We start from the raw sequence: 15,584 nt of genomic DNA, 5'->3' as shown, positions 1-15,584 counted from the left end.
CGTCAAATAGTGCGAATGTCAGTATCCGGCGACATAAGCTTGAAAATTTGAGTAACATTTATTTTGACTGCATCAGAAGTAAAACCACTATCACGAAAGACAACACGTAAAGGTTTGATCTCTGCCACTTCATGAATGAATGTTTCGTCGATACCTTCATCGAAACAGGCGACCAATGCATTTTCATCAACAAAATAGACGGTTTTACCGGAAATCTCTCGTTTCACAATAGGCAGCGTTAGATCCACCCCCCAATCCAGAAGTACTTGAAATAACAAATCCTCAGCCGTTCTGTCGGGCTTTATGTTATTGACTCTAGTAAGAAGATCAGCTTGCTCAGTGTCATCTGGGAGATAGTAAACATCTTCCATATTAGAGGTATCAACTTTTAATACACGAAAACCAATATCAATATCCGCATCAAGATTTTCTTCTTTAATTTTTTTACCTGCACGGCGAATACGTTCTTTCGAGATTTCTGCAATATTTGTGTAACCAGCTTTATAGGCTTCCTTCTTTTCGTCAGTTAATTCTGGTAATTGAATCGAAATACACTGCCTCTTGCCGTCATCATGTGCGTTCAAATTCATGACCGCATGAGCAGTGGTACCGGAACCAGTAAAGAAATCAAGGATGGTATCGTTTTGACACAGACACTGTTTAGCTAAAAATTCTATTAAAGATATTGGTTTTGTATAATCAAAAACATTAAAATTAAATAATTCTTGTATTTTTCTTGTACCTTCACTATTGAGCCCGACATATTCTATCAAAATAGACGGAATTGGATTGTGATCATTTCTCAATTCGTTTTTAAAACGCTTAAGCATAGGTCTTTTTTTATCGTCTTTTGGAAAATAAACTCGATTCTCATCAATTAATTTTTTCATTGATGGAGGATAATACGCCCAAACTCTATTTGGATTAAAAGAATATGTGATGCCTGTTTTAGGATCTACAATATCATATGCTTGATTAGGTCGCATTGCGGCTGTCATACCAACAGTTAAATCGCCCAAAGTCCAAGGCCCACGTTCGTCATTATCTGGATTACTATAATTATTATAATCCTTTTTCAGACCTAAAAATCCTTTAAATTTTCCTTTTTGGTATGTTAATACATAGTCATGATCAGACGAGAAATTATAATTCTCTAATGCGGAAGAAGATCTGCGTTTCCAAATAAAACAACCTAAAAAATTCTTTTCTCCAAACACTTCATCACAAAGACGCTTGAGATTTGCCTGTTCATTATCATCTATTGATATAAATATCACACCATCGTCACGTAGGAGATTGCGAGCGAGTTTCAAACGTGGGTACATCATACTGAGCCAATCTGAATGGAAACGACCATTGGTTTCCGCATTAGCTACCAGTCGATTTCCTTCGTTATCAACTTGGTTCGAACGTTCGAGATAAGTTGCTAAATCTTCAGCATAGTCGTCTTTAAAGATAAAATCCTTACCGGTATTATAAGGGGGGTCTATATAGATCATCTTGACCTTATTAAGGTAAGTTTCTTGTAAGAGTTTTAGCGCAGCAAGATTATCGCCCTCAATAAACAGGTTTTTGGTGTTGTCAAAATCGACGCTTTCTTCGCGTGCTGGGCGCAATGTGTTAGCAATTGGTGCATTGGCAATAAACATCGCCTTATGCTTTCCTGGCCAATCAATTCGATAACGTTCTTGTGGGTCTTCCACAACATGGTCGGACAGTTCTTGCTTTAACAAATCAAAATCAATGGAACTTATAAGTTTTCCATTTTCATCTTTTGATTCTGTTACACAATTAGGAAAAAGCTCTTTGAGTTTTTCAACGTTTTGTTGGCTCAAATCCGGCGAATGCATTTTCATTTTATCCATTGTCTTCCATCTTTCCGTCATTGTGCAAAAGCAGCAACACAGCCCGTTGTCGTTTCAGTTCCTCGTTAATTTCAACTTTACGATTGAACTGCTTCTCATGATTTAGCCGCGACTCCAATCTCGCAATTTCTTTCGTCTTTTTACCAATTAAAGCCCATCTTTCAAGCTGGTCCTTCAAGGTCTCTCCCCGCCGTTGCGGCAGAGGCAAAAGCTGGCGCAGCATAGATTCATAAAGATTTTGCATATCCAGAGCGACAGGTAAAGGCTCGCGTTCTTGATTGATTGACAGCCACCTGCCATCCAGCATTTCACCACAAACCCATTTGGCGTGGTCTGCTTCATTGCGACGCTTAGGTATTGCCACAAGTTTTACCTCGTCACCAAAATAAAGTTCAAAGAAGATAGGAAAAGGAATAGCATTATCAATTGCACGTAATAGATCAATAGAAATGCTCCGTTTTTTCAAAAGAATTTCAAAAATCTGGATTTCGGTTATTTGATCGGTTGATGACAAAAGTAACGTTTCAGGTGCCAATTTATAAGCCCATTTAATCCGCTCTATTTCGTCGATTAATAATCTGCGCGTTTTTGTTCGCACTTGACTGTGTTCAAGTATTCTTGCTTTTGGAACAAGATGGCCAACAGCCGCTTGGTGAGGAAATGCAAACAGCACCTCATTCATGAGGCGTTCCTTACGACCAAAAATGCGATAAGCTCGAAATCATCTAGTCCGGATATGCCATCTAATAAAGCCGTGGTATGCTCGCCTTCAAAAAGACTATCGATATCATTTTTTTCTTTTATACTTATAATTGAGTGTATCGCCTTATCTAGTAGCTCCGAATAGGCTTTCATGTTGCGACCATCATTTGTTTCAGCATTGAAACCTTTATAAACTTCTGGCAATGCTTGAGAATGCGGCTTGCATGACGTACGCAGCAGATCAAGAATTTTCTTCGGTTGCATATGATCTATGAGTACCGTGCCATCTTGTTTCATGTAAACTAAATAGTAGGGATGCAGACGGTTTTGGTGGTTGATATTGACACCCTGATTACGATTACGTAGCGTAAAAATGACACCTGGATAAAGTCCCTTCTTTTCGTCAGCCGGGACTACCGCATGCATACCGGTCGGAATATTGGCAAGGTCGCCATTATCGCGGATGTCGTTTAACAAATCCATACGAAATTCATTCAGGCCCAAATCGGTGATTGAAACACCCGTCTTCAAGTCTTCAAGATCAACGACTTCTTCCTGCAAGCGGCGCAATTGTTCTTTTCGATAAGAAATATCGTTAGGTTTTGCGCTCAACACATTATCGTCACCGGTTGCGGTGATATCGGTGATGATCATGCGATTTTCGACACGTTCTCGCAGGTTGATATATTCGTCTAGCGTTATATCCGGCCAATAATTGACAAGCTGGATCACCTTATTACGTGAGCCAATTCGGTCAATGCGCCCAAAACGCTGGATAATGCGTACGGGGTTCCAATGGATATCGTAATTGATGACCATGTCACAGTCTTGAAGGTTTTGACCTTCAGAAATGCAATCTGTGCCAATAAGCAGGTCAATTTCGGCAGTCTCTTCCGGCAGAATAACCGATTTTTCTTTTGAAATCGGCGAAAAAAGCGTCAAAACACTTTGAAAATCAAGGCTTTTACCGATGGTTGTTTTCGGTTCTGCTGCCCCTGTCACTTTACCGCTATGGATTCCATATTTTTCCAACAATACAGATGACAAATGCTCATAAAGATAGTCGGCTGTGTCAGCAAAAGCTGTAAAAAGCAATATCTTGCGATTACCCGGGTTTAAGGGATTTGCAATCTTATTTCGAATTTGTTGTTTAAGAGATTGCAATTTCGCATCGTATTCTGGCGTAATTTTTTTCATTTCCACCAAGAGTTTATTGATGATTGACAAATCTGTCGTTAAATCACGTTGCCAACTTACCAGATCCATATCAGCCAGGTTCACTTTAACGGTGCCACCAATTTCAAAATCACTCGATTCTGAGATATCGTCGTCATCAATTTCAAAATCATCGCTTCCGGAATGGTCAATAAAGTCGCTATCTTTGCCGGTTTTATTGTATTTATCTATTTTTTTAAGTGTTGCTTCGTAATTCGTTGCAAGATGCGATAGAGTTATACGAAACGCCTCTACTGAACTTTCCAGTCGTTTTAAAAGATTGATCGTCATCAACGCCTGCAAACTTTTCTCTCGGTCGGCTTGACGGAAGGTGCTCTTGCCACCCTTCACTTCTTGATCATAACGGAGTCGGTATTTTTCTACACGGCTAGCCATAATGTAATTAACCGGAGCATAGAAAGCGAGTTTCAAAGTTGTCAGCTTTTTGAAGATTTCATTCAGATCAATTACATCGGATCTGGTCGTCAGAGGACACTGAATAGAAATAGGTTTCAGTCGTTCCGGAAAAGTACCAATCTCGCTTGTGTCATAAAAAGTCTGTATATGTTTGCGGGAACGAGCAATAGTAACACTATCCAACACCTTGAAAAAATCGAAATCTAACGTGTTTAGAATCGACGCTGCCGTACGTTGTTCGGATGGTCGTTTTGACCATTCATTGAAAGCTGCCTGAGCGCGCCGAAAAACTTCTTCAATGGTGGTCCCCAGTCCAAGCTTATCGCTAAGCAGTGATGATTGCCCTTCATAAGCGAGCGCTAGTTGATTACGTAAATCATTAAATCGGTTATTTACAGGCGTTGCCGAAAGCATCAAAACTTTAGTTTTTACTCCTTTCCGGATAACTTCGTTCATCAATTTGCTATAGCGTGTTTCTGTCTCTTTGTAGGCATCATTGTTGCGAAAATTATGCGATTCATCAATGACCAACAGATCATAATTACTCCAGTTAACGCGGTTGAGAGGCATGCCGAATGAATCACCGCTAGTGCGCAAAAGATCAGTGTGGCAAAAAACGTCATAATTTAAACGGTCTTTGACCAGACTATTCGTCTTAAGATTGCCTCTATAGTTCAACCAATTATCAGCCAGTTTCTTTGGGCAAAGAACCATGACATTACGATTGCGTAACTCGTAATATTTGATCACAGCCAAAGCTGAAAAGGTTTTACCCAAACCGACGCTGTCAGCCAAAATGCATCCGTTATAAGTTTCAAGCTTATTAATAATTCCCGAAACGGCATCTTTTTGGAAGTTGTATAGCTTGTTCCAGATGACACTATCTTTATAACCGGTCCGGTCGTTAGGTAGTACATCCTCACTTATATCCTCAAGAAATTCGGAGAAAATATTATAGAGAATGAGATAATAAATATGAGCTGGAGAATTTTCGGAGTAAACCGAGCTTATGTGTTCACAAAGGTAGGAAGTCACATCTTCTACTTGTTGATGGTTATTCCATATATTATCGAACAGATCAAGAAATGTACGCGTCGTTTCTGAATCATCTACTCTAGTAATTATATTGGAAACAGCATCGCCTTTCTGATAACCAAGATCAACTGCAGTAAATCCTTCGATTTGTTGATAAAGACGATGTTCCGAACCATTGGAGATACACCCAAATTTTTGCATTGGTTTACCACTACAATTCGAGCTGAATTTCGCCTTACGCCGAATCCATTCGGCGCATTCTTTTGCAATGGCACGTTGAGTTAACTGATTTTTTAAACGTATTTCAAATTCACTTCCGTAAAAAGAACGTTCTCTTTCCGATTTAGGAATTTGAAATTCGCGATATTCTTTTTTGATTTTATCTGTAACTTTGTCCGGCAAAAAGGTTGGGGAAGTGAAGATGAACTCTAACCATTCTATTTGTTCGAGTTCTTTTTTTAAAGCCTCAAAAGCATAAATGGAAAAGCAGGGGGCTGCTATTCTCAGCTTTGCACCTGGCTTGATTTGCTCTTTAAGATCATCTCCAAGACGTTGATCTATATTGTTAATTGTTTTCATTAGAATATTTCTTCAATGTGCTGTGCAATAAGTTAAGAACCGTTATCTCTAAATCAGCGTGGGAAATTACGATATAAACCACCTAGAATTGTATTTTGTTTCTGCTGCAAATCAAGAAAACATTTTCATTTTATTTATCTTCATATGCAATCACTCTCTAATAATTAAACGCAAAAACAACTGTAAGTAGAATCTCTATTCGCTTTCCCAAAATTTATAAAAATCAACAGATATAAGAGATAATTTTTTGGAATAATAATTGAGTAGAGAAACGTTATCGCAACGAATTACGTATGATGCAAAGTCCACCTCGCCGATTTATGCCGAGATGAATTTGAGAACATCAAGTCATGATTAGCACTTTTTTCCATATTAACATGCCCAGGCTATCAGATGTGTAATTGCATTCATAAAACGTGTTTATGCGTTCTCATTCGCTCATATGCGAAAACCGCACCTAATATGTGCCCAGCCTTATGTGGTATAATTACCTCTTAGCCGATATATCTCATACTACGAATAAAAACGGGGCTTGGTGGTTTATATCTTCCGGCAGTTTTTTAGACATGCCTACCGGTAAAATCGCCCTCACATTGTTTTATCAGCGATCTGTTCATGCTTCATTATAATTGGCACGCAACCCGATGATTTGAGGTCGTGTGTTACAATTTGCTTTCCACTTGTGTCACGACAAAACGCAGGCTACCGGCAAGCTATTGCCAACCAATAATTACAACCATATGTTTCAGCCGAAAGCAAAATACCGTTATTGCGATAGATATTCAGAATTTCACCGCCTTCGTAGGAAATGCCTTTCATAAAAGTACCAGGAGCCGCTCGCAAATACCAATGTAATTGTAACGACTGTAAAAAAAGCAGTTTCCTTAGGTAACCACTCTATCCGCTTTACAGACATTATCACTGGTAGATGCCACAAGTAGATTCCATAAGATATTGTTCCAAGATAATAGAATGGCAACAAAACTTTTCTTATTATCGGTCTTATTTTTAAAGAACACAAAAACAAAAGAATAATTCCTACCGTTACAGCAAGTAATGTCCTGAAAAATATAACAATTAAAGGATAGTCCCAATAGGATCCATGTCTCAAATATATTTGAAGTGTTACAAAAATTAATGCGCAACTAGATAGGAAAAAAATTACTACGTAATTTTTGCGTCCTGATATTAAATTTTGTCCAATATCAGTTTTGATCAATCTCGCCAACAAAATACCTACACCAAATTCATCCAACATTCCCGGCAATTGAGTTGCAGCAACAAACATCTTGTAAGTACCCATATCTTGATCAAGACTAATAAAATATACGACTCCACATCTCCAGATAAAACTAATAGTTAATACAATTACTAATATCTTCCACCACTCTATTTTTGACAACCATCTTGCAGTTATAGCAATAACTACATAGAATTGCATTTCCGCTCCCAATGACCAATTGGAACCATTGATTGATCCCTGATATTTTAAAAATAGATTATGTATAAACAACATATGCGTGATTAGGTTGTTCCGAAAATCTTCAAAAAGAAGGGCTGGCGTCACGAAAACGACAAAGACCAACATCGTCAAATAGTGCAGAGGTACAATTCTCAACAGCCGTCGTTTCATGAATGAAATAAAAAATGGTTGAGGGTCATTTTTGTCTAACTTATTGAACGCAGATAACGTTATTACAAATCCTGAAATAACAAAGAATATATCGACACCCATCCAGCCATAATGAAACCAACATAGAGGCCAACTGGTTGGAAAGGTAGTCCAATTAAAATGAGCGATGCAATGATAAACCATTACAGATATTGCTGCGAAGCCTCTTAGTATATCTATATTATCGAAATAATACGTATGGTTTTTATGCCCTACTCTCTCTTGTTCTAAGCTCATCCTAAAGCACCTAACCCGCTCTAACGGTTATCATCCAGTTATACAGCTATGAAAATATATCAAACGTAACTAACGTATAAGACGACATAAATCGGAAACTCATTAGCATTCGCATCAGAAAAATCCAATACCAAAAAGTCCATTCCCTTTAGATGTGCTTGGTCCTATTCCAACTCCCCATGACGTGGTGTCCGGTAACATTTGCTTGATGATCTATTGTGTGGCCTGTGAACGAAAAACTATATCACTCAATTGATTTTATGAGGAACCAATCGTAATCATAAACGTGTTAAATAATTAGTTTCTTTAATATTATGTATTTTATACATATTATTCATAATAAAAATATATATTATGAATTCTTAAATTAAAATATTGAATTACCCTATATAATTTTCTCTTAAAACGTAAAAATTTAAGACATATATTTCGTTTCTTTACATTAGAATTATTAAAAGAAAAAAATTACATCGTAAGTTTATAATAAAAATGTTGGCTTCAAAAGCACTAATAAAATAATTAAATTCTATTGCTGTCCTTCAAATTATTTAACTTCATGATTTCTTATTTTTCGACGTCTCACTCTAAAAGCGGGAGCTAACCGATTAACGACGATATCACAGCAACAGCGCGGCGAGAATAAAAGAGCGTGAATTAATTAGTAGATTGAGTACTAGTTGGGGTAAAAATCCAATCGAGTTATCTCGTAACATCTCGCAAAGCTAAAAAACACGCTACTGCTGCTCGTCTCAAACCTGCGCCCCCTATCGAATCTCTTCTTGAGAACACCGCAAATGCGATAGCTAATATATGCATCAGAATGATAAAAATCAGATAATCAGAGTGGTAACAAAGCCAATAAAACTGAAAAAGGTGGTGGGCCCGGAGGGACTCGAACCCCCAACCAAGCGGTTATGAGCCGCCGGCTCTAACCAATTGAGCTACAGGCCCCACGGAAGCCCCGCAATAACCTAAAAATTTTGTCAACACAAGTGCCCCCGTGCCAACTTATTCACCTTTTTGAAAAATTTAGCGCTTCAAGCTTTTATCGCGCGTCTAAAACTCTATTTAAATGATAACAAATGATTGAAAACGAGGCTTGGACGACAATGACAAAATTTTATTTTCATTATACAAAAACTGCCGCAATGCTTGCCGGCCTTTTATGTGTTGCCTTGCCGTTCACGCTTCATGCGGAATCTATCAAAATGAACAAAACAGAACCTGTGATTGTCGTTCAGGCAACAGGAGGCGAACAGGCAAAACCCGATATTGCGATTATCAATCTTGCCGTCGAGACTGAAGGGGAAACTGCAGATTCTGCGATGAATGCCAATAATGGAACGATGAACAAGGTTCTTGATGCTTTAAAGAAAGAGGGCATAGAAAATGCTGATCTCATGACTTCGGGGCTTTCCATTTACCGTATCGGGGAAAACGAAAAAACCAAAAAGGCAAATATGCCTCTTTACCGTGTTTCCAATAGTTTGAACGTGCGTGTGCGCGATATAAACAAGGCCGGAAAGATTTTTGATGAAGCGATGAAGTTGGGCGTGAATTCTGTAAACGGCATTACGTTTACAAATGCCGATACAAAACCTTACCTTACGAATGCAAGGAAAAAAGCTGTGGCAGAGGCCATAGCCAAGGCAAAAACATTGGCTGAAAGCGCGAATGTAAAACTTGGAAATGTCATTACCATTGCTGAAGACAACGGAGGCAATATGATGATGCCACGTCTTATGGCGGCTAGTGCCACAGCATATCGGAACGAAACGAATTTTTCTTCCGGCGAACTTGATTATAAGGTCAATGTGACAATGACATTTGCTATCGAACAATAATTGGAGCCGCTTCCGGCGCTGTTCTTTACTATTTATCTTCCGGCATGGCATTTTTCCGGAAGCCAGAAAAACGGCCATAGGGGGCAATCTGTGGCGGGGCTTCACCGTTAAAAGTTTTAAGTTTTGGCGTGACCATAAACGTTGTAGGTCTTACCGGATGGGGGCCACGCTTAACGCATGGGGTACGCCATAAAGATGAACGGCAGTTTGTTGGAAATAAACTTTGAAGAGTTTTAGAAATTAAAAATTTCAGGCGTTGTACAACGCTTGATTTATTACCTTACGCGCTTCTTTAACGCAGAAACAGGAACCAGTCGGGCTTTCTGCGTGAAAATTCCCATGAGTACATTACGCCTTCAACAAATCCTCACTTCAGCCTCCGAAGGTCTTTGTGATTTTCGGAGGTTATGCTCTTTTTTGAGATAGATACGGCTCTTCAAATCGACCTATCTTGACAGGCAGTTGAAAAATTAGCCACCCTCAACTTTTCAACTTTGATCAGTCAGCCATTAATGGAACCAATGATATAATCAAGATAATCTTCTTCAAAGTTAAGGTCGTCTTCATGAACGAGAATCTTATCACGGGCGGAAATATGGGCTTTATGCACGCTGTCCTTGTCGTGCGAAACAAGGTGATGCCAGGACGGTAAATCTTTCCCTTCATCAACCAGCTTATAGGCGCAAGTTTTCGGCAACCAGCGCACCGAGCGCACCATTTCGAAATCAAGATAAAGGCAATCGGGAACAAGCGATTTTCTATTTTGATAATCGCTACATTGGCAGGTGTTGGCATCGAGCAACTGGCAGGCAACAGCGGTCACGTAAATTTCGCCGTTATCTTCATCCTCGAGCTTTTGCAAACAGCACAGCCCGCAACCATCGCAAAGACTTTCCCATTCTTCGGGTGTCATCTCGTCCAATGTTTTTGTTTTATAAAAAGGAGCTTTATCCTTTCAGCCGGTTTTTCCGGAAGTTGACAGCATGATAAACCGGAACCGGTTAGATGGATTGCTAAACCGCCGTAAGATCCATGCCAATTTATGAAACACAAAGCGGATTTATTATTTAAAAATTCGCTCGCCCTGCTCGTCGATAATCTGGCGGCCTTTGATATGGATCATGGCAACGGCATCATCAAGATTGGTAAAACGGTCGGCACGGATAAACCGGTATTCTTTTTTCTCACCATCGATGATTTTTGAAATAACGCCGCAACTTTGTAACTGGCCTTCATTTTTGTAAGGCGTTGCCGAAATAATAAAGCCTTTATATTCGGTTTGTCCGCCGTCGATTTCTGCTTTTTCATCGGACTTCGGCGAAGATTTACCAAAAAGCTTTTGCAAAAATGACATTGATTTATCCCGAACAGTAAAATGAAAAGGCACAGAACCATTCGGGCTCTGTGCCTCTTTAACAATAATCAAGAATCAAGAAAACTTCTCAACTTGCGCGAACGGCTCGGATGTTTGAGCTTGCGCAATGCTTTTGCTTCGATCTGGCGGATACGTTCGCGAGTAACCGAAAACTGTTGGCCGACCTCTTCCAGCGTATGATCGGTATTCATGCCAATACCGAAACGCATACGCAATACGCGTTCTTCACGAGGGGTGAGAGAGGCAAGAACACGGGTCGTCGTATCGCGCAAATTCGCCTGAATAGCAGCGTCAATCGGCAATAGCGCATTCTTGTCTTCGATAAAATCGCCCAAATGTGAATCTTCTTCATCGCCAACCGGTGTTTCAAGAGAAATCGGTTCCTTGGCAATTTTCAGTACCTTGCGCACTTTTTCAAGCGGCATTGCAAGTTTTTCCGACAATTCTTCCGGTGTCGGCTCGCGGCCAATTTCATGCAACATCTGGCGCGAGGTGCGAACAATTTTATTGATGGTCTCGATCATATGAACCGGAATACGGATAGTGCGTGCCTGATCGGCAATCGAACGGGTAATCGCTTGACGGATCCACCATGTTGCATAAGTAGAAAACTTGTAACCACGGCGATATTCGAATTTGTCGACCGCTTTCATCAAACCAATATTGCCTTCCTGAATAAGATCAAGGAATTGCAAACCGCGATTGGTGTATTTCTTGGCAATGGAAATAACCAGACGCAGATTGGCTTCAACCATTTCCTTCTTGGCAATGGCAGCTTCCCGTTCACCCTTCTGGACCTGATTGACAATACGGCGGAATTCACCAATGGAAATAGCAGTTTCCTGTGCCAACATCTGTATTTCGCTGCGCAAATCCTGAATGGATTTTGCCTCACGTGTAGCAAATTCCTTCCAGCCATGGGCAGGCAATGTGGAAATGTAATTGATCCAGTCGGAGTCCATTTCGCGACCCTGATACTGTTTCAGGAATTCCTCGTGACCAACGCCATAGGAATCGGCAAGACGTTTCAACTTGCCTTCGCTTTTTACCAGACGTTTATTAATGTCATAGAGTTGTTCGACCAGCGCCTCGATACGGTTCTGGTTGAGCGACAATGATTTAACAGCCTTGACCAGATCATCCTTGAGCTGCTTATATTTTTTCTTTTGCGCCGGAGTGAGTGCACCTTCATCATGGTCAGCCAGACTGCTTTCAACATGCTGATCCTGCAATTTACGCAATTTTGCGTAAGTATCCGCGATGAAGTCCAATGTCTCCATAACTTGCGGACGAAGTTCGTTTTCCATTGCGGCGAGCGAAAGATTGTTTTCGTCATCATCCTCGTCGTCTTCTTCCGGTTCGACCGTCTCGCCACCAACATCGGTAATGTCGTCATCATCGTGGACAACACGGCGCGGCGCTTCTTCCTTCGGCTTCAAATCCTCGATATGCTCGATGACAGGTGCCTGTTTTGCTTCCGGGCCGGCATAGGTGGTTTCAAGATCGATAATCTCGCGCAAAAGAATTCGCTGTTCGTTGAGCTCTTCACGCCAGATAATCAAAGCCTGGAATGTAAGCGGGCTTTCACACAAGCCGGCAATCATCGTCTCGCGACCGGCCTCGATACGTTTGGCGATAGCGATTTCGCCTTCACGCGACAACAGCTCGACAGCGCCCATTTCACGCAAATACATGCGCACCGGATCATCTGTCCGATCATTCTGGTCGCGTTTTGATGTCGTTGCCAGAGCACGACCACCGGCTTCCACCAGCTCACCGCCTTCAGAGGTTTCTTCCTCTTCCGATGCATTTTCGGCTTCGGCTTCTTCGTCATCCTCGACAACATTGATGCCCATATCCGACAACATGGCCATTGTGTCTTCAATCTGTTCGGAAGTCACCTCTTCTGACGGAAGAACAGCATTCAATTCATCCATTGTGACAAAGCCGCGCTTCTTCGCAGCCTTGATCATTTTCTTTACGACATCATCGGACAGATCCAAAAGAGGACCATCGCCGCTACCTTCGCGCTCGGTCTCTGCATTTTCTGTCTGTTTTACCTTTGTTGCCATTCCGTGTTAACTCCGCTCGGTCACATCGCACACTTGAAAAATTGTGTCTTGCAACTTTCTACTCATTCTTAACCCACAGCCATTTTCCGGCTACTCTTCAAGCCGCCATTTCTGGCTGAATTCGCCCGCAATATCTGCGTCCCGTTACCAATCCTTAAAGCTTCTTAGAGCAGCCGATTTTTAAAAAAGATTAATGTAGGAGAATTTCTTTTTAAGATAATGTCAAATCCTGCCTGAGTTTTCTTCAACACTAATCGTCCCTAAATGTTCCATAGCTCTTGTGCGACCGCCGTTTCACATTTAAGAAACACGTTACCCGCTTTTAGAATCGCACTGTCTTCCTTAACCTGATTTTTCGCTCGTTATAGCATATCTGGGCTTTCGTGGCTGATTCGCGACAAAAAAGCGAATCATTTATTGTTTTTCCGACTCATCCGGTTCTGATTCGTCTTCTTTCCATCGTCCGAAACCATCTATCAAAGCCTCCACGGCCTCGGTCTTTTCGAGCTCTGCTTTTACGTCACCCAACAAGGTGAACATACTGCTATCCGATTTTTCCAAAAGCTCGGCTTCAATGTCACGCAACCTCTTATGTAGGTTATGCGCACGCAGATGCAAGTACACAGCCTGCTTTAAAGCTTCTCTTGCATCTTCAATCGGCGCTTCGGCAAAAGCACAGCGGAACCCAAGATTTTTTAAAAGATCATGAATCCGGTTGAGGATTTGCTCCTGCCCCTTTTGTTTCAAAAGCTTCATCATGGCATTGGCATCATCGGGTTGCCATTCCCCCATTATTTCAAGCATAGCACGATGAAGGCCGATAAGTGCCGGATTTTGCAGCTCAAGCTTTGCCAAAGTTTCAAAATCCTCATACCAGAGCTCGGGATGGGAGGCCAAGGTCATCAGAATGGCCGCTTCCCGCAAGGGAATGAAACTTGTCGAATTTTTGACCAGATTGGAATTGGCAAGGCTGGCACTCGGACCACCGCCAATTATGTTCGTACTCCGCTTACCACGATAATTCTTGCCATTATTCTTGAAAAAAGCCGGACGAAACAGATTGCGCAGCCGGTCGCGTAGATCCTGTAAATAATAATGCCGTAAACTTTCATCCTTGATTGTAAAAATGACCGACTTGATTTCGCGCTCGAGAGCGGCGCGTGCTTCCGGCGTTTCGAATTGCTGGCCGAAAGTGTATTTACGCCATAAAAGTTCGGCAAGCGGAATGGATTTCGACAGTTCGACTTTCAAACTATCCGCCCCACCGTTTTTGACAATATCATCGGGATCTTTGCCACCGGGCAATAGAATAAAACGCGCAGAAACACCCGCTTTCAAAACCGGCAAAATGCGCTCGGCTGCCCGAAAAGCTGCATGAACACCCGCTTCGTCACCATCAAAACAGAAGACCGGATCAGGTGTCATGCGCCATAAAATCCCGATCTGGTCTTCGGTCAAAGCTGTGCCAAGCGGAGCGACAGCAGTGTCAACACCGGCTTTGGCCATGGCAATCACATCCATATAACCTTCAACAACATAGATAGATTTTGAACTTTCTTGCGCTTTCGCCTGTACAGCCTTTCGGGCCGTGGCGGCATTGTAAAGCATTTTGCCTTTATGGAAGAGCACTGTTTCCGGACTGTTTAAATATTTTGCCCGCACATTCTTGTCCATTGCACGCCCGCCAAAGGCAACAATGCGCCCACGTAAATCAGTAATCGGAAACATGATGCGGTTTCTGAACCGGTCATAAGGTGCCGCGCCATCATCGGCTGCAACAACCAGCCCGCAATCTTCCATCTGTTTTAATGAAATATCCTTGGCAATCAGTGCGTCCTTCAAGGCGTCACGTGCATCCGGCGAAAAACCGATATGGAAGCGGTCAATCATTGCTTTCGGCATTTGCCGCCCCTCAAGGTAGCTTCGCGCCAAAGCCCCTTCTTGCGCATACAATTTGCTTTTAAAAAAACTCGCTGCAAGGCTCATGACATCATAAAGGTCTTTTTTGATCTTTTCCTGTCTCTCGGCATCCTTGTCACGTGCAGGCATCCGGACACCCGCCTGATTTGCCAAACGCTCGACCGCTTCGGGAAACTGGATACCGTCAATCTCGGTCACAAAAGTGAATATATCTCCGCTTGCCCCACACCCGAAGCAATGGTAACGGCCTTTCCGGTCTTCGCAATGGAAACTCGGCGTTTTTTCGCCATGGAAGGGGCAGCACCCCCAGAAATCACCACGCGAAACATTACTTTTTTTCGGGTCGAAATTCACCCTCTGGCCAACCACTGTTGAAATTGGCAGGCGTGCACGAATTTCGTCAAGAAAATCGGGTGAAAAACGCATTACTTCTTGTCGTCTCCGGTTCCAGTCCTATTAACTTAAACATTGTTGCAGTTGAATCCAACACCCCGACTGAAAAGACGGTTAAGCATTTGTTTTAAAATGTGATCAAACGGCAGGAACGGAAATTGCCCGAATTTTTAGGAAATATCCGCTTCATTATATCGTTTAGGTCTGGTCACTCCAGAAATATGACAGCCTCGTCTTTCCACTTCAAAAGAGAAATAA

Annotated in this window: 8 protein-coding genes, 1 tRNA gene and 1 pseudogene; 1 reads left to right on the top strand and 9 read right to left on the bottom strand. The window is 41.7% G+C overall.

Features of this window, described 5'->3' with window-relative positions:
* Window positions 1-2 precede the first annotated feature (2 nt).
* The 5 genes from H3V12_RS01245 to H3V12_RS01225 all read right to left on the bottom strand — a co-directional run bounded on the left by H3V12_RS01245 (window position 3) and on the right by H3V12_RS01225 (window position 8,673).
* Complete coding sequence (locus H3V12_RS01245) at window positions 3-1,865, bottom strand: site-specific DNA-methyltransferase (protein ID WP_198212232.1); 1,863 nt, start codon at window positions 1,863-1,865, stop codon at window positions 3-5.
* Window positions 1,858-2,547 (bottom strand): DUF4391 domain-containing protein, encoded by a 690-nt coding sequence (locus H3V12_RS01240; protein WP_198212230.1) that lies wholly within the window; start codon window positions 2,545-2,547, stop codon window positions 1,858-1,860. Before H3V12_RS01240 ends, H3V12_RS01245 begins: the two co-directional genes overlap by 8 nt.
* Window positions 2,544-5,813 (bottom strand): helicase-related protein, encoded by a 3,270-nt coding sequence (locus H3V12_RS01235; RefSeq protein WP_198212228.1) that lies wholly within the window; start codon window positions 5,811-5,813, stop codon window positions 2,544-2,546. The genes H3V12_RS01240 and H3V12_RS01235 overlap by 4 nt, the downstream gene beginning before the upstream one ends.
* Before the next feature lie 790 nt (window positions 5,814-6,603).
* On the bottom strand, window positions 6,604-7,722 hold the full coding sequence (locus H3V12_RS01230; protein ID WP_198212226.1) for an acyltransferase: 1,119 nt from the start codon (window positions 7,720-7,722) through the stop codon (window positions 6,604-6,606).
* 874 nt (window positions 7,723-8,596) lie between these two features.
* Window positions 8,597-8,673, bottom strand: a tRNA-Ile gene (locus H3V12_RS01225).
* A 158-nt stretch (window positions 8,674-8,831) separates the two neighbouring features.
* On the opposite strand from H3V12_RS01225, the gene H3V12_RS01220 reads away from it, so the two are divergent.
* Window positions 8,832-9,566 carry an SIMPL domain-containing protein gene (locus H3V12_RS01220; protein ID WP_198212224.1) on the top strand — a complete coding sequence of 245 codons (735 nt, stop codon included), beginning with the start codon at window positions 8,832-8,834 and terminating at the stop codon, window positions 9,564-9,566.
* A gap of 502 nt (window positions 9,567-10,068) precedes the next feature.
* On the opposite strand, the pseudogene H3V12_RS01215 reads toward H3V12_RS01220, so the two are convergent.
* The 4 genes and pseudogenes from H3V12_RS01215 to dnaG form a co-directional block, all read right to left on the bottom strand.
* Window positions 10,069-10,515: pseudogene (locus H3V12_RS01215) on the bottom strand (YcgN family cysteine cluster protein); the annotation flags it as partial.
* 114 nt (window positions 10,516-10,629) lie between these two features.
* Window positions 10,630-10,920, bottom strand: a complete 291-nt coding sequence (locus H3V12_RS01210; RefSeq protein ID WP_198212220.1) for an HlyU family transcriptional regulator — start codon at window positions 10,918-10,920, stop codon at window positions 10,630-10,632.
* Between the two features lie 68 nt (window positions 10,921-10,988).
* Window positions 10,989-13,013, bottom strand: coding sequence for an RNA polymerase sigma factor RpoD (gene rpoD, locus H3V12_RS01205; RefSeq protein ID WP_075868825.1), 2,025 nt, complete (start codon window positions 13,011-13,013; stop codon window positions 10,989-10,991).
* 414 nt (window positions 13,014-13,427) lie between these two features.
* Window positions 13,428-15,359, bottom strand: coding sequence for a DNA primase (gene dnaG / locus H3V12_RS01200; protein ID WP_198212218.1), 1,932 nt, complete (start codon window positions 15,357-15,359; stop codon window positions 13,428-13,430).
* Window positions 15,360-15,584 lie beyond the last annotated feature (225 nt).

The organism is Bartonella sp. W8167, assembly GCF_016100335.1.
Classification (GTDB): Bacteria; Pseudomonadota; Alphaproteobacteria; order Rhizobiales; family Rhizobiaceae; genus Bartonella; species Bartonella apis.
The sequence above is the reverse complement of the archived record's forward strand: the minus strand, read 5'-3'. Positions and strand labels throughout refer to the sequence as shown.